We start from the raw sequence: 20,887 nt of genomic DNA on the forward strand, positions 1-20,887 counted from the left end.
GCCATCCGGCCTACACCGGGCTACCTTTTTTACGGCGTGAGGGTTTCGCTTTCTGTTTTACTTCCGGCACTTCCGGACGTTCAATCGGGAAAACCGGTAACGCATCCAGTAAACGCTTACCGTAGTTTTTGGTCAACAACCGCTTATCGTAGATGATCACTTCGCCCCAACAGCCGTGGCTACGAATTAATCGCCCCACCTGCTGAATCAGGTTAAATGACGCGCTTGGCAGGCTTTGCACCTCAAAGGGATAGCGATTGAGACTCTTAAGCCATTCACCCTCGGTGATGACCACCGGGCTGTCGATGGGCGGAAACGCGATTTTGTGGATGTGCACCTGGCTTAGCAACTCGCCTTTTAAATCCAGCCCCTCGGCAAAAGATTGTAGCCCAACCAACACGCTGCGCTCGCCGCTCTCCACGCGCTTGCGATGTAGCTCCACCAGCCGATAGCGCGGCTGATCGCCCTGCACCAGCAGCATTAGCCGCAGGTCGGTCACGTGCTCAAGGAAGCGCTGCATCGCCCGCCCGCTGGCGAACAGCACCAGCATGCCATGATGCTTCTTACTCTCAACCTGCTCGCGGAAATAGGCCGCCATTTCGGCAATATGCTGCTCTTCGTTTTCCATCAGCGGCTCGTAGCGCATCTGCGGGATCACGATTTTTCCCTGTTCGACGTGGTTAAACGGCGAGTCCAGCGCCACAAAGCGGTCGCCCGCTTTCTCTTTCAACCCGCTCATTTCCTGTAACCGCGAGAAACTGTTCAGTGAGCGCAATGTGGCCGACGTCACCACAATATGCGGCACGCTGCGCCACAGCAGACGCTCAAGCTGGTCGCTCACGCGAATGCCGACGCAGTGGAACCAGACGTGCATCTGCCCATCGCGTACGTCGCGGGTCGCCCACTTGGTGACCGGCGCGCCCGACGCCTGCGAAAGCGACGCCAGCCGCCACAGTTTGCTCTGGGACTCAAACATGCCCAGCGCGCGATTCATCTGCAAGATAACCCGGTGCAGACGCACAATATCGTGGCTGCCAGTTTTCTCGCTGAGATCGTTTAAGAACAGCTCCGCCAGCCCGCGCAGCATTTCGGTGAGTTTGGCCAGACGCTGGCATATCTCCATCACTTCATCGGGCAACTCGCCCATCGGGAAGCGGTGTTCGGCTTCCTGAGTTGCAGGGAGATACAGATTAAGAATGTTATTCAGTGAAGCAATCAGCTCGTACAGCTCTTCGCAGTGCGCAGTCAGCCGTTCCGGCAACGCCAGCGGCGGCGTGGTTTTCGGGCGGAACTGCTCCATGCATGTCGCCACCAGCTTGCTGAACAGATCGAGCTGGAGCCGATACCACGGCGCAGTAATTTCGGCGCTCATCTCCAGCGCATCGCGCGCCACGTCCGGCAGGTGATGGCCTTCATCAAGCACCAGCAGCAGGTTTTTCGGTTCCGGCAGTACCGCTTCGCTCTCCATCGCCGCCATCACCAGCGCATGGTTAGCCACCACCACTTCGGCTTCCTGAATCTCGCGGCGCGCGACAAAAAACGGGCATTCGCGGTAGTAATGACAGTTACGGTTCAGACAGCTGGCTTTATCCGTACTGAGCCGCCGCCACAGGTCGTCGTCAATGGCGATATCGGTATGATCGCGCAGACCGTCCCACTTATAGCCGTCGAGATCGCCCTTCAGCTTCGCGCAACGCTTCTGTTCTTCCTGGTTGCTCGGCGTCAGCTCATCATCAAGGAACGCGAGCAGATCCTGCTGGTTCGGTTCGCTGCTGGCCAGCGCCGCAAGGTTACGCGGGCAGACATAGCGGCCACGACCAAAGGCGGCGGTAAAACGTAGATCGGGGATGATTTTGCGCAGCAGCGGCAGATCTTTACTGTAGATCTGATCCTGCAGCGCCACGTTAGCGGTGCTGACCACCAACGTCTTTTGTTCTTCGCGAGCAATCGCAATACCGGGAATCAGATAGGACAAGGTTTTCCCGACGCCGGTCGGCGCTTCAATCGCCAGATGGCGCCCCTCTTCCCCAGCCAGCGTTTTGGCGACGTCCGCAATCATCTGCCGCTGCGGCGCGCGGGGGATAAAGTCGGGGATCTGTTCCTGAAGCGCCTTGTACCAGGCGGCGATTTGCGCTTTCAGCGCGGCGGTCAAAGCCATGAGAAAACCTGAGATACTGTATAAACAGCCACTATTGTGGCATTTTCTGTACGCCGTCGCAAAAAAGAAAGCCCGGCTTTCGGCCGGGCTCGCAATTTACTGTGCTGCTGCGGGTTTACGCGGGCGACGCGGCGGACGTGGCTTATCGCCAGCCGGTTTGCCTTCCGCGCTGCGCGGCTTGGCTTTCGGTGCACCACCGTCGTTGCGACGCTGCTGCTGCTGGCTGCGCCCCGCCCCCTGGCCTTGCCCCTGGTTCTGACCGCGACCACGACCGCCGCCGTTACCGCCGCCACGCTGCTGGCGACCGTTCTGAATCGGCTCGGCCTTAATGGACGGATCCGGCTCGTAACCCGGCAGTGCAATGCGCGGAATTTCTTTCTTCAGCAGGCGCTCAATGTCACGCAGCAGTTTGTGTTCATCAACACAAACCAGCGACAGCGCTTCGCCGGTCGCCGCCGCGCGGCCAGTACGGCCAATACGGTGCACGTAATCTTCCGGCACGTTTGGCAGCTCGTAGTTCACCACGTGCGGCAGCTCTTCAATATCCAGGCCGCGCGCGGCGATATCAGTTGCCACCAGCACGCGAATATCGCCGGATTTAAAGTCGGCCAGCGCACGGGTACGCGCACCCTGCGATTTGTTACCGTGGATCGCGGCGCTGCGGATGCCGTCTTTATTCAGCTGCTCCGCCAGATGGTTGGCGCCGTGTTTGGTACGGGTGAACACCAGCACCTGCTGCCAGTTGCCTTCGCCAATCATCTGCGACAGCAGCTCGCGTTTACGCTTTTTATCGACCATATGTACGTGCTGGGTGACCTGCTCGGAAGCGGTGTTACGGCGCGCCACTTCAATTTCCAGCGGGTTGTGCAGCAGTTTTTCCGCAAGACCTTTAATGTCATCGGAGAAGGTCGCGGAGAACAGCAGGTTCTGACGCTTCGCCGGCAGCTTAGTCAGCACGCGGCGGATATCGTGGATGAAGCCCATGTCCAGCATACGGTCCGCTTCATCGAGCACCAGAATTTCCACCTGATCGAGCTTGACGGCATTCTGGTGTTCCAGATCCAACAGACGGCCCGGCGTCGCCACCAGCACGTCAACGCCACCGCGCAGCTTCATCATCTGCGGGTTGATGCTCACGCCGCCGAACACCACCAGCGAGCGGATGTTCAGGTATTTACTGTATTCACGCACGTTTTCGCCAATCTGCGCCGCCAGCTCACGGGTTGGGGTGAGGATCAGCGCGCGCACCGGGCGACGGCCCTTCACGTGAGGCTCGCGAGAAACCAGCAGTTGCAGCAACGGCAGGGTAAAGCCTGCGGTTTTACCGGTGCCGGTTTGCGCGCTGGCCATCAGGTCACGGCCCTGCAGTACCGCAGGAATCGCCTGCTGCTGGATGGGGGTGGGTTCGCGATAGCCTTGCTCAGCAACGGCACGCAAAATATCGGGGTTCAGTCCGAGGGAATCAAAAGACATAAATACTCCACACCCACCCCGACCGCATGCGGTGTAGTTTTCGAGGGGATAAAAAAACAGGTAATGACAAAAACCACAATGTCATGAAGGGGCGGAGTGTAGCAGTTTTTGTGATTCACCGCATAAATTATCCCCTTCGCGGTAGAAAACAAGATTATTCACCAGACTGGACAAGCGCAAAAACCCGGCATAATCTTAATCAATCGTTTGATTAATTCTGGTGGCATGATGAATACGACACCGATAACCAGCAAAGGCGAGCAGGCCAAGAGTCAGCTCATCGCCGCCGGGCTCGCCCAGTTTGGCGAGTATGGCCTGCACGCCACCACCCGCGATATTGCCGCTCAGGCCGGGCAGAATATTGCCGCCATCACCTACTATTTTGGCTCAAAAGAAGATTTATACCAGGCCTGCGCCCAGTGGATTGCCGACTTTATCGGCGAAAACTTTCGCGCCCATGCCGAAGCCGCCGAGCAACTGTTTGCCCAGCCGCAGCCGGACAGAGAGGCCATACGCACCCTGATCCTCCGCGCCTGCCAGAACATGATCTTACTGCTGACCCAGGACGATACCCTTAACCTCAGCAAATTTATCTCTCGCGAGCAGCTGTCGCCGACTGCCGCCTACCAGCGTATCCACGATCAGGTCATTGCCCCGCTGCACGCGCACCTGACCCGGTTGATCGCCGCCTATACTGGCTGCGATGCTAACAGTACGCAGATGATCCTCCACACCCACGCCCTGCTGGGCGAAGTGCTGGCGTTTCGCCTCGGGCGAGAAACCATCCTGATGCGCACCGGCTGGACGCAGTTTGATGCCGACAAAGCCGAGCAAATTTTCCAGGTAGTGACCTGCCATATCGATCTGATCTTGCAAGGATTAACGCAAAGGAGCCTCAACTCATGAAAAAACCGGTGGTTCTGATTCTGGCGGTGGTGGTCATCGTCGCGCTGATTGGCGGCGGCACGTGGTGGTACCAGAGTCGGCAAAACAACGGCCTGACGCTCTATGGCAACGTGGATATTCGTACGGTGAACATGAGCTTCCGCGTCGGCGGCCGCTTGCAGTCATTGACGGTCGACGAAGGCGACGCCATCAAGCAGGGGCAGACCCTCGGTCAACTGGACCAGGCGCCTTATGAAAATGCCCTGATGCAGGCCAAGGCCAACGTCGCGACGGCGCAGGCGCAGTACGACCTGATGATGGCAGGCTACCGGGCGGAAGAAATTGCCCAGGCCGCGGCTTCGGTGAAACAAGCGCAAGCAGCCTACGACTATGCGCAAAGCTATCTCCAGCGCCAGCAGGGATTGTGGAACCGAAAACTGCTGTCGGCCAACGATCTGGAAAACGCCCGCTCGTCCCGCGACCAGGCGCTGGCGACGCTGAAATCGGCACAGGATAAACTCAGCCAGTATCGTGCGGGGAATCGTCCGCAGGAAATTGCCCAGGCGAAAGCCAATCTCGAGCAGGCGCAGGCGCAGCTGGCCCAATCCACTCTCGATCTGCATGACACCGTACTGACCGCCCCCTCTGACGGCACCCTGCTCACCCGAGCGGTTGAACCCGGCAGCATGCTGAGCGCAGGCAGTACCGTACTGACTCTTTCCCTCACCCGTCCGGTGTGGGTCCGCGCCTATGTGGACGAGAAAAATCTCAACCAGGCGCAGCCGGGCCGAGAAATTCTGCTTTATACCGACGGCCGCCCAAATAAGCCGTATCACGGCAAAATTGGTTTTGTCTCCCCGACCGCGGAATTTACCCCGAAGACGGTTGAGACGCCTGATCTCCGTACCGACCTGGTCTACCGTCTGCGTATTATCGTCACCGATGCCGACGACAGCCTGCGACAGGGGATGCCTGTCACGCTTCTGTTCAACGAAGAGTCGCGCCATGAGTGACGGCCAGATTCAGCTACGCGGGCTGGTCAAACAGTTCGCCGGCATGGATAAACCGGCGGTCGCCCGGCTGGACTGCACCATCAACGGCGGCTATGTGACCGGTCTTGTCGGCCCGGACGGCGCGGGAAAAACCACGCTGATGCGCATGCTCGCCGGGCTGCTGAAGCCGGACGAAGGCAGCGCGACCGTGCTCGGGCTGGATCCGATTGCCGACGACAGCGCGCTGCATTCGGTGTTGGGCTATATGCCGCAGAAATTCGGCCTGTATGAAGATTTAACGGTGATGGAAAACCTTAATCTCTATGCCGATCTGCGCAGCGTAACCGGCGACGTCCGCGAAAAAACCTTTGCCCGGCTGTTGGAATTTACCGCCCTGGGGCCGTTTACCGGACGGCTGGCGGGGAAGCTCTCCGGCGGCATGAAGCAGAAGCTGGGGCTGGCCTGTACGCTGGTTGGTGAGCCAAAAGTTTTGCTGTTAGATGAACCCGGCGTCGGCGTCGACCCCATCTCACGCCGTGAACTCTGGGAGATGGTGCACGAGCTGGCGGGCGACGGCATGCTGATCCTCTGGAGCACCTCCTATCTCGACGAAGCCGAACAGTGCCAGGACGTGCTGCTGATGAACGAAGGCGAGCTGTTGTATCAGGGGGAACCCACCGCCCTCACCCGCACCATGGCCGGGCGCAGTTTCTTAATGCACAGCCCGAAGGAAAATAACCGCAAGCTGCTGCAACGGGCGCTGAAACAGGAGATGGTCAGCGACGGCATGATTCAGGGCCGTTCGGTCCGCGTGATCCTTAAAAAATCGGCCACCGCCGAGGCGCTAAAGCAGGCGCCGGGCATGCCTGAACTGGAGATGGAAGAAACCGCGCCGCGATTTGAAGATGCTTTTATTGACCTACTGGGCGGTGCGGGCACCTCGGAATCGCCGCTGGGCGCCATTCTTCACACCGTTGACGGCTCGCCGGATGAAACGGTGATTGAAGCCAAACAGCTCACCAAAAAATTCGGCGATTTCGCCGCCACCGACCACGTTAACTTCGCCGTCAAACGCGGCGAGATCTTCGGCCTGCTGGGGCCGAACGGCGCAGGGAAATCCACCACCTTCAAGATGATGTGCGGGCTGCTGGTGCCCACCTCCGGCAATGCGCTGGTGCTGAACATGGACCTGAAGGTCAGTTCGGGTAAGGCGCGTCAGCATCTCGGCTATATGGCGCAGAAATTTTCGCTGTACGGCAACCTCACCGTCGAGCAAAACCTGCGCTTCTTCTCCGGGGTGTACGGCCTGCGCGGCCGCGCGCAGAACGATAAAATCGACAGCATGAGCAACGCTTTCGGTCTGAAAGCCATCGCGCGCCACACCACCGACGCGCTGCCGCTGGGGTTTAAGCAGCGCCTGGCGCTGGCCTGTTCGCTGATGCACGAGCCGGATATTCTGTTCCTTGATGAACCCACCTCGGGCGTAGACCCTCTCACCCGCCGCGAATTCTGGCTGCATATCAACAGCATGGTGGAGAAAGGGGTCACGGTGATGGTCACCACCCACTTTATGGATGAGGCGGAATACTGCGACCGTATCGGCCTGGTCTATCGCGGCAAGCTGATTGCCAGCGGCACGCCGGACGATTTAAAAGCGCAGGCGGCGGATGACCAGCAGCCGGACCCGACCATGGAACAAGCCTTTATCACGCTGATCAACGACTGGGATAAGGAGCATGCCGATGAGCGCTAAGATGCTGTCGTGGCGGCGCGTGCGCGCGCTGTGCGTGAAGGAGACGCGGCAGATTGTCCGCGACCCCAGCAGTTGGCTGATTGCGGTGGTCATCCCGCTGTTGCTGCTGTTTATCTTCGGCTACGGCATTAACCTCGACTCCAGCAAACTGCGCGTCGGCGTACTGCTGGAGCAGCAAAGCCAGGAAGCGCTGGATTTCACCCACACTCTGACCGGCTCCCCCTATATCGACGCCACCATCAGCGACAACCGTCAACAGCTGATTGAAATGATGCAGGCCGGGCGTATTCGCGGCCTGATCGTCGTGCCGGTTGATTTCGATAAGAAGATGACCCGCGTTGGCGACGACGCGCCGATTCAGGTGATTACCGACGGCAGTGAACCGAATACCGCCAACTTTGTGCAAGGCTACGTTGAGGGTATCTGGCAAATCTGGCAGCAGCAGCGCGCTGAGGATAATGGTCAGGAGTTCGAACCGCTTATCGACGTGCAGACCCGCTATTGGTTTAACCCGGCGGCCATCAGCCAGCATTTTATTATTCCCGGCGCGATCACCATTATTATGACGGTCATTGGCGCGATTCTCACCTCGCTGGTTATTGCCCGCGAATGGGAGCGCGGCACCATGGAAGCGCTGCTTTCCACCGAAGTCACCCGCGTCGAGCTGCTGCTGTGCAAGCTGATTCCCTACTATTTCCTCGGTATGCTGGCGATGCTGCTGTGCATGCTGGTATCGGTGTTTATTCTCGGCGTGCCATACCGTGGCTCGCTGGTGATCCTGTTTTTCATCACCAGCCTGTTTTTGCTCAGCACGCTGGGGATGGGGCTACTGATTTCCACCATCACCCGCAATCAGTTTAACGCCGCCCAGGTGGCGCTGAACGCCGCGTTTCTGCCGTCGATCATGCTGTCCGGGTTTATTTTCCAGATAGACAGTATGCCCGCGGCCATTCGCGTGGTGACCTATATCATCCCGGCGCGCTATTTTGTTAGCACCCTGCAAAGCCTGTTCCTGGCGGGCAATATTCCCGTGGTGCTGATGATTAACACCTTGTTTTTAATCGCTTCGGCGGTGATGTTTATTGGCCTGACGTGGATGAAAACCAAACGTCGATTGGATTAACGCTGGCACTCGTATTTTGCCCGACGGCGCTGCGCTTACCGGGACAACGAGGCTTGTAGGTCGGGCAAGCGAAGCGCACCCGACATGAGGAAAGCACTATGTTTTATCGCTTATGGACGCTTATCCGCAAAGAGCTACAGTCGCTGCTGCGCGAGCCGCAAACCCGCGCCATTCTGATTATGCCGGTGCTGATCCAGGTGCTGTTGTTTCCCTTTGCCGCCACGCTGGAAGTGACCAACGCCACCATCGCCGTCTATAACGAAGACAACGGCAAGCACGCCGTTGAATTGACCCAGCGCTTCGCCCGCGCCAAAGCCTTCACCCACGTGCTGCTGCTGAAAAGCCCGCAGGAGATCCAGCCAACGCTCGACACCCAAAAAGCATTGCTGCTGGTGCGTTTCCCGGCCGATTTTTCGCGCAATCTCGATACCTTCCAGACCGCACCCATGCAGCTGATACTCGACGGGCGCAACTCTAACAGCGCGCAGATTGCCGCCAACTACCTGCAACAAATCGTCAAGAACTACCAGCAGGAGCTGATGGAGGGGAAAGCAAAGCCGAACAACAGTGAACTGGTGGTGCGCAACTGGTACAACCCGAATCTCGACTACAAGTGGTTTGTAGTGCCTTCGCTGATCGCCATGATCACCACCATCGGCGTGATGATCGTCACCTCGCTGTCGGTCGCTCGCGAGCGCGAACAGGGTACGCTGGATCAGCTGCTGGTCTCCCCGCTCGCCACCTGGCAAATTTTTGTCGGTAAAGCGGTGCCCGCGCTGATCGTCGCCACGTTCCAGGCCACTATCGTGCTGGCCATCGGCATCTGGGCCTATCAGATTCCTTTCGCTGGTTCGCTGGCGCTGTTTTATTTCACGATGGTGATTTACGGGCTATCGCTGGTCGGGTTCGGGCTGCTGATTTCCGCGCTGTGTTCAACGCAGCAGCAGGCGTTTATCGGCGTGTTCGTCTTTATGATGCCAGCGATTCTCTTGTCGGGCTATGTGTCGCCGGTCGAGAACATGCCGGTATGGCTCCAGCATTTAACGTGGATTAACCCGATTCGGCATTTTACCGATATTACCAAGCAGATTTATTTGAAGGATGCGAGTCTGTCGATTGTCTGGGGGAGCCTGTGGCCGCTACTGTTTATAGCGGCCACGACGGGATCAGTGGCGTACGCGATGTTTCGCCGCAAGATCGCCTGAGGTTTTTTCTTTCACCAGCAGCGAGAACACGGCTGGCCCAGCGAGAATAACCAGACCGGCCACCGCCAGCAGGTAGTTATTTTGCAGCACGCGCGACAGCAGCCAGACGACAATCATCGCCGCGCCAAAATACCAGGTGGTGGTCAACTCTTCGAGCACGTCGGCGACGTCTCGCCAGCGCTGCTCGTGGTGACGCTGTAGCGCCAGCATCAGTAAAACGGTAACGGCATACACGACGCAGAGACCCAGGCCAACGCGCACCAGCGCGCCGCTCATCCAGCCCATCACCAGCACGGCGACGACCAGCAAATGCAACATAATCTGCCAGCAACTTAGCCCCGTTGCGACACGAACTCGTTGTTGCCACTTCATGGCTTCTCTCCTGAAGAATTTTATTTGCTTATTCAGAGTACCCGAGTGTACGGAAAATTCCGTAAATGTGGTGCTTTTTGTGACGTTGGTGTCACTTTTTCGCTCAGGAAGAGAGCAATTTGTTTGTTTTTAGCGCAATCAATGCCAGCTAAAAAACAACCGCCACGGCGGAGCTCAATTGAGTTACCCATCGGTAAGCTGCTTTTAACGTGCGTTTGAGACCAGAATAAAATCCGAAAAAAATCCCGGAACCAGTCCGGGATCGTTTAATTCACTCAACCTACCTAGCGGCGATTACCAAAAATCCGCAGCAGCATCAGGAACAGGTTGATGAAGTCGAGATACAGCGTGAGCGCGCCGAGAATGGCGTACTTACGCAGATTTGAGGTATCGCGCACGTCAATCTGCTCGCCGATGTTTTTCAGCTTTTGGGTGTCGTAGGCGGTCAGCCCAACAAAGATAATCACGCCGATATAGGTAATCGCCCACATCAACGCTTCACTTTTCAGCCAGAAGTTAACCAGCGAGGCCAGCACGATACCAATCAGCCCCATAAACAGCATGCTGCCCAGGCCGCTGAGATCGCGCTTGGTGGTGTAACCGTACAGGCTCATGATGCCGAACATCCCGCCGGTTACCACGAAGGTGCTGGCGATGGATGAGTAGGTGTAGACGATGAAAATGCTCGATAGCGTCAGCCCGGTGAGCGCCGAGTAGAGCATAAACAGCGTGGTCGCCATGCCCGCACTTAAACGCTGCACCATGCCAGAAAGCACGAATACCAGCGCCAGTTGGGCGATGATCAGGCCAAAAAAGGTGATTTTGCTGGAGAAAACAAACATCATCACCGCCGGCGTGTTCGCCGCGTACCACGCAATAAACGCGGTCAGCAGCAGCCCGCAGGTCATCCAGCCGTAAACCTGAGCCATATAGGTTTGCAGACCGCTACGGGCCTGCACGATTGAATCAGAGCGAGGGAATCGATCCATGACGTTCTCCTGAATTAATGAAAGCCTGAAGTAAGTGTAACGCTACCAACGCTCGGCTGCCTGTTTATCGCTGTCGCGCGCTTCCACCCAACGCTCGCCTTCCGGCGTCGCTTCGCGCTTCCAGAACGGCGCGCGGGTCTTTAGATAGTCCATGATAAATTCACCGGCGTCAAAGGCACTGCCGCGATGGGCGCTGGTGACGCCGACAAAGACAATCTCTTCGCCCGGCCACATCTCGCCGATGCGGTGAATCACGGTGACGCGGCCCAGCGGCCAGCGTTCACGGGCGGCGTCGACGATTTCCGCCAGCGCTTTTTCGGTCATACCCGGGTAGTGCTCGAGGCTCAGCGCCTTCACGCTATCGCCAAGATTATGGTTACGCACTTTGCCGGTAAATGTCACCACCGCGCCATCTTCATCGCGTTCAGCCAGCCAGGGATATTCATCGCCAACGCTAAAGCGTTCATGGCGAACGATAATACGGGTTTCGCTCATGTTACCCTCCCGTCACCGGCGGGAAAAACGCCACTTCATCACCATCGGTAACCGGATGATCGAAGCTGACCAGCGTCTGGTTCACCGCCGCCAGCAGCTTGCCCTCTTCGAGGGCCAACGACCAGCGCCCTTCTTGCGCGGCCAAATGCTGACGCACGGCTTCCACATTGGCAAACTCAGGTGCCAGCGCCAGCGAGTCCACGCCCACCAGCTCACGAACCTGAGCAAAAAACAGCACATTAATCATGAGTATCCGCCTTGAAATCGCCCGATTTACCGCCGCTTTTCGCCAGCAAGCGGACCGGGCCAATAACCATATCTTTTTGCACCGCCTTACACATGTCATAGATGGTCAACGCCGCGACCGATGCGGCGGTCAGCGCTTCCATTTCGACCCCGGTTTTCCCGGTGAGGCGACAGAGTGATTCAATGCGCACGCGGTGGTGTTCCGGCTCCGCCAGCAGGTTCACTTCCACCTTGCTCAGCATCAGCGGGTGACAAAGTGGGATAAGATCCCAGGTGCGCTTAGCCGCCTGAATCCCGGCGATACGCGCAGTGGCGAACACGTCACCTTTATGGTGGCTGCCTTCAATAATCATCGCCAGGGTTTCCGGCTGCATGGTGACAAACGCTTCAGCGCGCGCTTCGCGGACGGTTTCGGTCTTGGCGGAGACATCCACCATGTGGGCTTCACCCGCTGCGTTAATATGGGTCAGTTGCGACATCGTTTATTTCTTCAGATGAGGGTGGAAGTTACACGGACGGGTACGAGCATCCAGCTGCGGGGCAATAATGTTATCCCACGCGGTGCGGCAGGCTTTGGTCGAACCCGGCATCGCAAAAATCAGCGTCCGGTTGGCCATCCCGGCAACGGCGCGCGATTGCAGCGTGGCGGTACCAATCTCCTCGAAAGAGAGCATGCGGAACACTTCGCCAAAGCCTTCGATTTCGCGGTCAAACAGCGGCAGCAGCGCTTCCGGCGCCTGATCGCCGTCGGTCAGCCCGGTGCCACCGGTGATCAACACCACCTGCACGTCGTCGCGGGCAATCCAGGCAGAAACCTGGGCACGAATCTGATAGCGGTTCTCTTTGACGATCGCCTTATCGACAATCTGATGCCCGGCCTCGTGGGCTGCATCGCGCAGGAAGTGCCCGGAGGTGTCGTCCTCCTCGCCGCGACGGTTGGAAATAGTAAGAATAGCAATGCGTGTCGGGATAAATTCAGCGCTCACCTGACTCATTTAATAGCTCCTTGATAGCCAATTATCCGCCGATATAGGATAAATTCTGGGTAATGCCGGTATTGCCCTGGTGCAGGAAGTGGGTCTGTTTTTTATGCGTCAGTGCTTCGGCAATACGCTCTTCCAACGCCTGCTGCTGGGCGTCGTCGGCCAGCAGTTCGCGTAGATCAACGCCGCCGTCGCCAAACAGGCACAGATGCAGCTTCCCGACGGACGATACGCGCAGACGGTTACAGCTGGCGCAGAAGTCTTTCTCATACGGCATGATTAAGCCGATTTCCCCTTCATAGTCAGGGTGGCAGAAGACCTGCGCCGGGCCGTCGCTGCGCTGACGGATCTGATGGATCCAGCCTCGCTTAAGCAGTTCGTCGCGCAGCACCATGCCCGAGATATGGTGCTTGCGGAACAGCTCGCTGCCCTCGCCGGTTTCCATCAATTCAATAAAACGAAGTTGAATGCGGCGCGGTTTGATCCACGCCAGAAAGGTGTCGAGCTGGTGATGGTTCACGTCGCGCATCAGCACGGTGTTGACCTTCACTTTTTCAAAGCCGGCGGTGAAGGCGGCATCGATGCCCTCCATCACCTGGCGGAATTTGTCCTGACCCGTGATGGCGTGGAACTGACGCGCATCAAGGCTATCAACGCTCACGTTGAGTGCCGTCAACCCGGCATCACGCCAGGCGGCGACATCGCGCGCCATGCGGTAGCCATTGGTGGTCACGGCAATCTGGCGGATAGAAGCGTTTTCTTTTACGGCGGCGATAACGTCGGTAAAGTCACGACGTAACGACGGCTCGCCGCCGGTGAGACGCACTTTTTCCGTTCCCAGCGCCGAAAAGGCACGCGTCACCCGGCGAATTTCGTCCAGTGACAGAAATCCTTTGTTGGTGACCCCATTCGGCTGATAGCCGTTCGGCAGGCAATAGGTGCAACGGAAGTTGCAGACGTCGGTAATCGACAGGCGCAGATAGAAAAACCTACGCGCAAACGCATCGGTGAGTTGTAAAGCCATAGACACCTTTCCAAATACGGGAGGCGAGATCATTTCTTCCTTCGCCCTGGCAACGGCGTGACCCGTTGCGGCCAAAGCACCTTATTTTTCAACTTAGGCGCAGAGGCTAGAGTGTTTTGTTCAGCCTGTTGTACACAGCGTGCTGAACCAGGTTATGCCGAATAGTAGCGCGAGAATAACAGTTTCGCCATTTTCGCTTTCGCTATATAAACTTATACATAGCGACACGATCGTGCACTTTCCCTACAGAATACGTAAAAATCACGTTTTTGCATTGATATACGTCATTTTGACCGGTACAGAGCATCGTCTTTTAGTGGTAGTTAGGCTAATGTAAGCGGGTTTTCAGGACATAAGGAAGTTCTATGCGCAATCGCACTTTTGCCGATCTCGACCGCGTGGTGGCGCTCGGCGGCGGCCACGGCCTTGGACGCGTGATGTCATCCCTGTCATCGCTGGGCTCTCGCCTTACCGGTATCGTCACGACCACGGATAATGGCGGGTCTACGGGACGTATTCGTCGTTCAGAGGGCGGCATCGCCTGGGGCGATATGCGTAACTGCCTTAATCAATTAATCACCGAACCCAGCGTAGCGTCGACGATGTTTGAGTATCGTTTTGGCGGCAACGGCGAGCTTTCCGGGCATAACCTTGGAAACCTGATGTTAAAGGCGTTAGATCACCTGAGCGTACGCCCTTTAGAGGCGATCAATTTAATCAGAAACCTTCTGAAAGTTGAGGCGTCTTTAATCCCGATGTCCGAACAGCCGGTCGATTTGATGGCAATCGATAGCGAGGGGCATGAAATCTACGGCGAAGTGAATATCGATCAGCTGACGCTGCCGCCGCAGGAGCTGATGCTGACCCCGTCAGTGTCCGCTACCCGCGAAGCGGTACAGGCCATCGCCGAAGCCGATTTAATTCTCATCGGGCCCGGTAGTTTCTACACCAGTCTGCTGCCAATCCTGCTGCTACCGGATATCGCTCAGGCCATGCGCCGCACGCCTGCGCCGATGGTCTACATCGAAAACCTGGGTCGCGAGCACAGCCCTGCGGGCAATCTGACGCTTGCTGACCGCCTTCACCTGCTGGAGCACTATATTGGCAAGCCGGTGATTGATGCCGTGATTGTAGGTCCGAAAGCAGACATCAGTGGCACAGAGGGCAAAGTGGTTATCCAAAAGCCGCTGGAGGCTAGCGACATACCCTACCGCCACGATCGCACCCTGTTACGTGCGGCGCTGGAAGAGGCGCTTCAGGCCTTTGGCCGCGTTTCCTTAAAATCTTAAGGTTGTCTTAAAATAGATCGGGCAGCATAACGAGCATCAATCTTCATAGGTTACCGTTATGCTTCGCCTGTTACGTAAACGTCCCGTTGTCAGCCGTCTGACCTACATTATTCTGTTCGCGCTCTATATTGCTCTGGCGCTGAACGTCGTTTTTTATCGTCAGGCATTTAGCCTGCTGCCGGTAGACAGCCTGCACAATACCCTCGTCTTCCTGAGCATGCCGGTAGTCGCTTTTGCGGTGATGGCAATTTGTCTGGCGATTGCGTCGGTTATTCGACTTGAGAAGCTCCTCGTCACGCTGTTTATTCTACTCAGCGCCAGCGCGCAGTATTTTATGAAGAATTACGGTGTGATTATTGACCGTTCAATGATCACCAATATCTTCGATACCACACCCGCCGAGAGCTACGCGCTGCTCTCTGGTCAAATGATTGTCGTGCTGGGTTTAACCGCCCTGCTGTTTATTGCCCTGGCGTGGTGGATTAAAATTAAACCGGCGGAAAACCTGTGGCGCGGCGTGTTAATGCGCGTCGGTACTGTCCTGGTTTCAGCGCTGTTAATCGTACTGGTCGCGGGCCTGTTTTATAAAGATTACGCCTCGCTGTTTCGCAATAATAAAGAGCTGGTGAAATCGTTGAACCCATCAAACAGTATTGTGGCGCTCAACTCCTGGTATTTTCACCACAAGATGGATAATTTGCCGCTGGTAAAAATTGGTGAAGACGCGCAGCAAAAAGCCATCATGAAAAACGGACCGCGTAAGAACCTGACCATTATCGTTCTCGGAGAGACCTCGCGCGCCGCAAACTTCTCGCTGGGCGGTTACGATCGCGACACCAACCCACTGTTAGCGAAAGATAACGTGGTCTATTTCCCGAAAACGACCTCCTGCGGTACAGCCACGGCGGTTTCTGTTCCCTGTATGTTCTCCAATATGCCGCGAGCCCGCTATGACGAGTCTTTAGCCCATCATCAGGAAGGCCTGCTCGATATTATTCAGCGCGCGGGAATTCAGGTGCTGTGGAACGACAACGACGGTGGTTGTAAAGGCGCCTGTGACCGCGTACCGCATCAGGATATGACGGCCATGAAGTTACCGGGCCAGTGCATTGACGGCGAGTGCTATGACGACGTGCTGTTCCACGACTTAGAAAAAACCATCGACAGCATGCAGGGTGACGGCGTGATTGTGCTGCACACCATCGGCAGCCACGGCCCGACCTATTACAACCGTTACCCGCCGCAGTTCCGTCGTTTTACGCCAACCTGCGACACCAGCGAAATTCAGTCTTGTTCCCAGGAACAGCTGAAAAATACCTACGACAACACCATTCTGTACATCGATTATATTGTCGATAAAGCGATTAAACTGCTGCAATCAAAGCAGGATAAATTTACCACCAGCCTGGTTTATCTTTCCGACCACGGAGAGTCGTTAGGTGAAAATGGCGTTTATCTGCACGGCTTACCGTATTCTATTGCGCCAGAAACGCAAAAACATGTGCCGATGCTGTTATGGTTATCTGACGATTATCAAAAACGCTATGGCGTGAACTACGATTGCCTGCAAAAACAGGCCAAAGAAAATGACTATTCTCAGGATAATCTGTTCTCTACCGTACTGGGTATGACTGGCGTAGAGACAAAGGAATATCATGCAGCGGATGATATATTAGCGACCTGCAAATAGAGGCGAACAGATGAAAATATTAGTCGTTGAAGATGACACGCTGTTACTGCAGGGGCTGATTCTGGCCATGCAGAGTGAAGGATACGCCTGCGACGGTGTTGCCACCGCGCAGCAAGCGGCGCTGAGTCTTGCGAATGGCCACTATAGCCTGGTGGTGCTGGATCTTGGCCTGCCGGATGAAGACGGGCTGCATTTCCTGCATCGTATGCGTCAGGAAAAAATGAGCACCCCGGTGCTGATTCTGACGGCCCGCGATACCCTGGAAGACCGCGTCAGCGGCCTGGATACCGGTGCCGACGACTATCTGATCAAACCCTTTGCGCTCGAAGAGCTCAATGCCCGCATTCGCGCGCTGCTGCGCCGTAATCTCAATCAGGGCGATAACGAGGTAACGGTCGAAAATCTGCGCCTTAACGTCACTCGCCGCCAGGTATGGCTGGACGGCGAACTGCTGGAGCTGACGCCTAAAGAGTACGCCCTACTTTCCCGCCTGATGCTCAAGGCCGGCAGCCCGGTGCACCGCGAGATTCTCTACAACGATATCTACAACTGGGATAATGAACCGGCAACCAACACGCTGGAGGTGCATATCCACAACCTGCGTGACAAAGTGGGTAAGGCCCGTATTCGCACCGTGCGCGGCTTTGGCTACCAGCTGGTTAATTCCAGCCCAACGGAGTAACCCATGGCATTATTCTCCGTTCGCCAATGGCCAATGCGCCACCAGTTGCTGCTGGCGATTGGCCTGATTCTGATCGTATTCCAGCTTATCAGCGTGTTCTGGCTGTGGCATGAGAGCAAAGAGCAGATTGAGCTGGAAGTGGCGATGCTGCTCAACAACCACAACAACGTGAAACATATCCGCCACGAAGTTCGTGAAGCCATAGCCAGCCTGCTGGTGCCAAGTGTTGTAATCATCGGACTAGCGCTGTTTTTGTGTCTACAGGCGGTCAAACGTATCACCCGCCCTCTGGCTGACCTACAGCAAGAGCTGGATCGCCGAACCCCGGGGAATTTACAGCCCATTTACCTACAGCAAACCACCGTTGAGGTTGAAGCGGTCACCAAAGCCATCAACCAACTGGTGGAAAACCTGACCCAAACGCTCGACCGGGAACGCCTGTTCACCGCCGACGTGGCCCATGAGCTACGTACTCCGCTGGCGGGGTTAAAGCTGCATCTGGAGCTGCTGGAGAAAACGCAGAAACTGAGCCTTGCCCCGCTGATTCAGCGTTTAGATCAGATGACTGAAAGCGTTGCGCAACTGCTACTGCTGGCGCGGGTCGGCCAGTCCTTTTCAGCGGGAAGCTATCAGCAGGTGAATTTGCTGAGTGATGTGCTGGAACCGCTTAAGGACGAGCTGGAAACGATGTTGGAGGCGCGGGCGCAGAAGTTAGTCATTGCCGAGCCGACACCCACGGTAACCGTTGCCGGTGATGCGACGCTGCTGCGCCTGATGGTTCGTAATCTGGTGGAGAATGCACATCGCTACAGCCCAAAATCAACCACCATTACGCTTTCGCTGGTGGCCGACAGCAAACCAATGTTGATTGTGGAAGATGAAGGGCCAGGAATTGATGAATCGAAGGTAGGCGAGCTGAGCCAGGCTTTTGTGCGCATGGACAGCCGCTATGGCGGCATTGGCCTCGGGCTTAGCATCGTGACGCGCATCGCCCAGCTGCATGAAGCGGCGTTCTTCCTGCAAAACCGCGAAAACACAACCGGGACGCGGGCGTGGGTAGAGTTTTTGCCGACAAAGCGCTAAGAGAAGTCAGTAGCTCAGCAGCCAGTGGCTCAGGAAACCGGCAACGATGGCAACGGAGACGAGTAAGGTAAATAACTGTTGGAAATTCAGATTCGACATGACGCTACCCCTAATGATTTTATGGATAGTATCAGCAGAATAGATTAAGTGAACATTAAGGCAGATTGCTGGCTCGTGATGGCTACCGCAATTTAGATAAATAATGCCTGATACGCCGCCCGTAGGCCGGATAAGGCGTTTGCGCCGCCATCCGGCACCTGAGCCGAACGGCCCGATAGCGCTAACGTTTATCAGGCCAACTCGATATTTTCGCTGCGGATCACGACGCTGCGATAAACAGTTCACGCAGTTGATGCAAACGGTCGCGAATTTCTGCCGCTTCTTCAAACTCGAGGTTCTGCGCGTGTTTCAGCATCTGCGCCTCCAGCGTTTGAATCTGCTGCTGGAGCGCTTTCGGCGTCAGCGCTTTCACGTCTGGCTCAACGATTGGCGAGGCAGAACGAGACTTGCCGCGCCCCTTCGCTTTCGTTTTCGCCAGCCCCTCGCCCATCGCCAGAATATCGACAACGTCTTTCACCAGCCCCTGAGGCACGATGCCGTGCTCTTCGTTGTAGCGTTCCTGCTTCTCGCGACGACGTTCCGTTTCGCCAATCGCCTTCGCCATTGATGGGGTAATCTTGTCGCCGTAGAGAATGGCCTTACCGTTGATATTACGCGCGGCACGGCCAATGGTCTGAATCAGCGAACGTTCCGAACGCAGGAAGCCCTCTTTGTCGGCATCGAGAATCGCCACCAGCGAGACTTCCGGCATATCCAGGCCCTCACGCAGCAGGTTGATACCCACCAGCACGTCAAACTCGCCCAGACGTAAATCCCGAATGATCTCCATACGTTCAACGGTGTCGATATCGGAGTGCAGGTAACGTACGCGCTCACCGTGTTCTTCAAGATATTCCGTCAGGTCTTCCGCCATGCGTTTGGTCAGGGTCGTCACCAGCACGCGTTCGTTGATAACCGAGCGCTTGCGAATTTCTGACAGCAGATCATCCACCTGAGTCGCCACCGGGCGTACCTCAATCAACGGATCAAGCAGGCCGGTTGGACGCACCACCTGGTCGATAACTTCACCGCCGGATTTCTCCAGCTCATAGTTACCCGGCGTTGCCGAAACATAGATGGTTTGCGGCGCCAGCGCTTCAAATTCTTCGAACTTCAACGGGCGGTTGTCGAGCGCCGACGGCAGACGGAAGCCGTACTCGACCAGTGTCTCTTTGCGCGCCCGGTCGCCGCGGTACATGCCGCCAATTTGCGGAATGGTGACGTGCGATTCATCAATCACCAGCAGGCCGTCAGCCGGCAGGTAATCGAACAACGTCGGCGGCGGTTCACCCGGCCCGCGCCCGGAAAGGAAGCGCGAGTAGTTTTCAATGCCCGAGCAGTAGCCAAGCTCGTTCATCATTTCAAGGTCGAACTGAGTACGCTGGCTCAGACGCTGCTCTTCGAGCAGCTTGTTATTTTCCAGCAGCACCTTGCGGCGCTCTGCCAGCTCAACCTTGATATCTTCCATCGCCTGGACAATGCGCTCACGCGGCGTGACGTAGTGCGATTTCGGGTAGATGGTGAAGCGCTGAATAGTTGACTCGACGTGCCCGGTCAGCGGATCGAACAGCGAGAGGCGCTCGACCTCTTCATCAAACAGCTCAACGCGCAGCGCCAGATCGTCAGACTCTGCCGGGAAGATATCAATCACCTCGCCGCGTACGCGGAAGGTCGCGCGCTGGAACGCCTGATCGTTGCGGGTGTACTGCAGCTCAGCCAGGCGGCGCAGAATTGAACGCTGGTCGATAATCATGCCGACCGTCAGGTGCAGCATCATTTTCAAATAGAGATCGGGATCGCCCAGGCCGTAAATCGCCGACACCGAGGCCACCACCACGACATCGCGGCGCTCAAGCAGCGCTTTGGTGGCGGACAGACGCATCTGCTCAATGTGTTCGTTCACCGAGGCGTCTTTTTCGATAAAGGTGTCGGAGCTGGGAACGTAGGCTTCTGGCTGGTAGTAATCGTAGTAGGAGACAAAATACTCCACCGCGTTTTCCGGGAAGAATGCCTTCATTTCGCCATAGAGCTGCGCGGCCAGCGTTTTGTTCGGCGCCAGCACCATCGTCGGACGCTGGAGATCGGCAATGACGTTGGCCACAGTAAAGGTTTTCCCCGACCCGGTAACGCCCAGCAGCGTCTGGTGCGCGAGACCGTCCTCCAGCCCCTCTTTCAGACGTGAGATGGCTACCGGCTGGTCGCCGGAAGGGCTGAACGCGGAATGTAATTTAAAGGGTTTACTCATGGGCAACGCTACCTGATAACGGATGGGTCGGGCTGGAGATTAATTCTACTCGCCGCCTGCCAAATTGCCAATAAAAAATACTGGATATAAAAACAGTAATC

At 56.5% G+C, this 20,887-nt stretch carries 19 protein-coding genes and 1 riboswitch; of the genes, 9 read left to right on the top strand and 10 right to left on the bottom strand.

The annotated features are described in order from the left end of the window. Positions 1–10: 10 nt before the first annotated feature. Together dinG and rhlE are read right to left on the bottom strand one after the other, a co-directional pair. On the bottom strand, positions 11–2,158 hold the full coding sequence (dinG, locus tag GY169_RS16375) for an ATP-dependent DNA helicase DinG (RefSeq protein WP_167576354.1): 2,148 nt from the start codon (positions 2,156–2,158) through the stop codon (positions 11–13). Positions 2,159–2,254: 96 nt separating this feature from the next. Further along, complete coding sequence (gene rhlE / locus GY169_RS16380; protein ID WP_167576355.1) at positions 2,255–3,631, bottom strand: ATP-dependent RNA helicase RhlE; 1,377 nt, start codon at positions 3,629–3,631, stop codon at positions 2,255–2,257. A 228-nt stretch (positions 3,632–3,859) separates the two neighbouring features. On the opposite strand from rhlE, the gene cecR reads away from it, so the two are divergent. The 5 genes from cecR (at position 3,860) to GY169_RS16405 (ending at position 9,589) form a co-directional block, all read left to right on the top strand. After that, on the top strand, positions 3,860–4,537 hold the full coding sequence (gene cecR, locus GY169_RS16385; protein WP_167577322.1) for a transcriptional regulator CecR: 678 nt from the start codon (positions 3,860–3,862) through the stop codon (positions 4,535–4,537). Next, the gene (gene hlyD, locus GY169_RS16390; RefSeq protein WP_167576356.1) at positions 4,534–5,529 is read left to right on the top strand and encodes a secretion protein HlyD; all 996 of its coding nucleotides are present in this window, start codon (positions 4,534–4,536) and stop codon (positions 5,527–5,529) included. Before cecR ends, hlyD begins: the two co-directional genes overlap by 4 nt. Then, positions 5,522–7,261 (top strand): ATP-binding cassette domain-containing protein, encoded by a 1,740-nt coding sequence (locus tag GY169_RS16395; protein ID WP_167576357.1) that lies wholly within the window; start codon positions 5,522–5,524, stop codon positions 7,259–7,261. The genes hlyD and GY169_RS16395 overlap by 8 nt, the downstream gene beginning before the upstream one ends. Further along, on the top strand, positions 7,251–8,384 hold the full coding sequence (locus GY169_RS16400) for an ABC transporter permease (RefSeq protein WP_065355571.1): 1,134 nt from the start codon (positions 7,251–7,253) through the stop codon (positions 8,382–8,384). The genes GY169_RS16395 and GY169_RS16400 overlap by 11 nt, the downstream gene beginning before the upstream one ends. Positions 8,385–8,482: 98 nt before the next feature. Beyond that, positions 8,483–9,589 (top strand): ABC transporter permease, encoded by a 1,107-nt coding sequence (locus tag GY169_RS16405; RefSeq protein WP_167576358.1) that lies wholly within the window; start codon positions 8,483–8,485, stop codon positions 9,587–9,589. On the opposite strand, the gene GY169_RS16410 is transcribed toward GY169_RS16405, so the two are convergent. The 7 genes from GY169_RS16410 to moaA form a co-directional block, all read right to left on the bottom strand. Beyond that, on the bottom strand, positions 9,551–9,961 hold the full coding sequence (locus GY169_RS16410) for a YbhQ family protein (RefSeq protein WP_163447083.1): 411 nt from the start codon (positions 9,959–9,961) through the stop codon (positions 9,551–9,553). The genes GY169_RS16405 and GY169_RS16410 overlap by 39 nt on opposite strands. Before the next feature lie 284 nt (positions 9,962–10,245). Next, a complete protein-coding gene (locus tag GY169_RS16415; protein WP_167576359.1) occupies positions 10,246–10,950 on the bottom strand; it encodes a Bax inhibitor-1 family protein in 705 nt (234 codons plus the stop codon). A 42-nt stretch (positions 10,951–10,992) separates the two neighbouring features. Beyond that, positions 10,993–11,445, bottom strand: a complete 453-nt coding sequence (moaE, locus tag GY169_RS16420) for a molybdopterin synthase catalytic subunit MoaE (RefSeq protein WP_064548441.1) — start codon at positions 11,443–11,445, stop codon at positions 10,993–10,995. Between the two features lies 1 nt (position 11,446). After that, a complete protein-coding gene (gene moaD, locus GY169_RS16425; RefSeq protein WP_064548439.1) occupies positions 11,447–11,692 on the bottom strand; it encodes a molybdopterin synthase sulfur carrier subunit in 246 nt (81 codons plus the stop codon). Beyond that, the gene (moaC, locus tag GY169_RS16430; protein ID WP_167576360.1) at positions 11,685–12,170 is read right to left on the bottom strand and encodes a cyclic pyranopterin monophosphate synthase MoaC; all 486 of its coding nucleotides are present in this window, start codon (positions 12,168–12,170) and stop codon (positions 11,685–11,687) included. The genes moaD and moaC overlap by 8 nt, the downstream gene beginning before the upstream one ends. A gap of 3 nt (positions 12,171–12,173) precedes the next feature. Further along, positions 12,174–12,686, bottom strand: a complete 513-nt coding sequence (moaB, locus tag GY169_RS16435; RefSeq protein WP_163447091.1) for a molybdenum cofactor biosynthesis protein B — start codon at positions 12,684–12,686, stop codon at positions 12,174–12,176. 22 nt (positions 12,687–12,708) lie between these two features. After that, positions 12,709–13,698 carry a GTP 3',8-cyclase MoaA gene (gene moaA, locus GY169_RS16440; RefSeq protein ID WP_167576361.1) on the bottom strand — a complete coding sequence of 330 codons (990 nt, stop codon included), beginning with the start codon at positions 13,696–13,698 and terminating at the stop codon, positions 12,709–12,711. Beyond that, positions 13,686–13,822: riboswitch (molybdenum cofactor riboswitch) on the bottom strand. Its footprint overlaps the gene before it by 13 nt. Positions 13,823–14,063: 241 nt before the next feature. On the opposite strand from moaA, the gene yvcK reads away from it, so the two are divergent. From yvcK to pmrB, 4 genes are read left to right on the top strand one after another with little or no spacing between them, the layout of a single operon-like run. Further along, on the top strand, positions 14,064–14,987 hold the full coding sequence (gene yvcK / locus GY169_RS16445; protein WP_167576362.1) for a uridine diphosphate-N-acetylglucosamine-binding protein YvcK: 924 nt from the start codon (positions 14,064–14,066) through the stop codon (positions 14,985–14,987). Positions 14,988–15,045: 58 nt separating this feature from the next. Beyond that, complete coding sequence (gene eptA / locus GY169_RS16450) at positions 15,046–16,677, top strand: phosphoethanolamine transferase EptA (protein WP_167576363.1); 1,632 nt, start codon at positions 15,046–15,048, stop codon at positions 16,675–16,677. A gap of 10 nt (positions 16,678–16,687) precedes the next feature. Then, positions 16,688–17,359, top strand: coding sequence for a two-component system response regulator PmrA (gene pmrA, locus GY169_RS16455; protein ID WP_163447099.1), 672 nt, complete (start codon positions 16,688–16,690; stop codon positions 17,357–17,359). A gap of 3 nt (positions 17,360–17,362) precedes the next feature. Then, positions 17,363–18,442, top strand: coding sequence for a two-component system sensor histidine kinase PmrB (gene pmrB, locus GY169_RS16460; protein WP_167576364.1), 1,080 nt, complete (start codon positions 17,363–17,365; stop codon positions 18,440–18,442). 319 nt (positions 18,443–18,761) lie between these two features. Here pmrB and uvrB read toward each other — a convergent pair whose 3' ends face one another. Next, positions 18,762–20,786, bottom strand: a complete 2,025-nt coding sequence (gene uvrB / locus GY169_RS16465) for an excinuclease ABC subunit UvrB (protein WP_163447102.1) — start codon at positions 20,784–20,786, stop codon at positions 18,762–18,764. Positions 20,787–20,887 lie beyond the last annotated feature (101 nt).

The sequence above is a fragment of the Kluyvera genomosp. 3 genome, assembly GCF_011765685.1.
GTDB classification, from domain to species: domain Bacteria; phylum Pseudomonadota; class Gammaproteobacteria; order Enterobacterales; family Enterobacteriaceae; genus Kluyvera; species Kluyvera georgiana_A.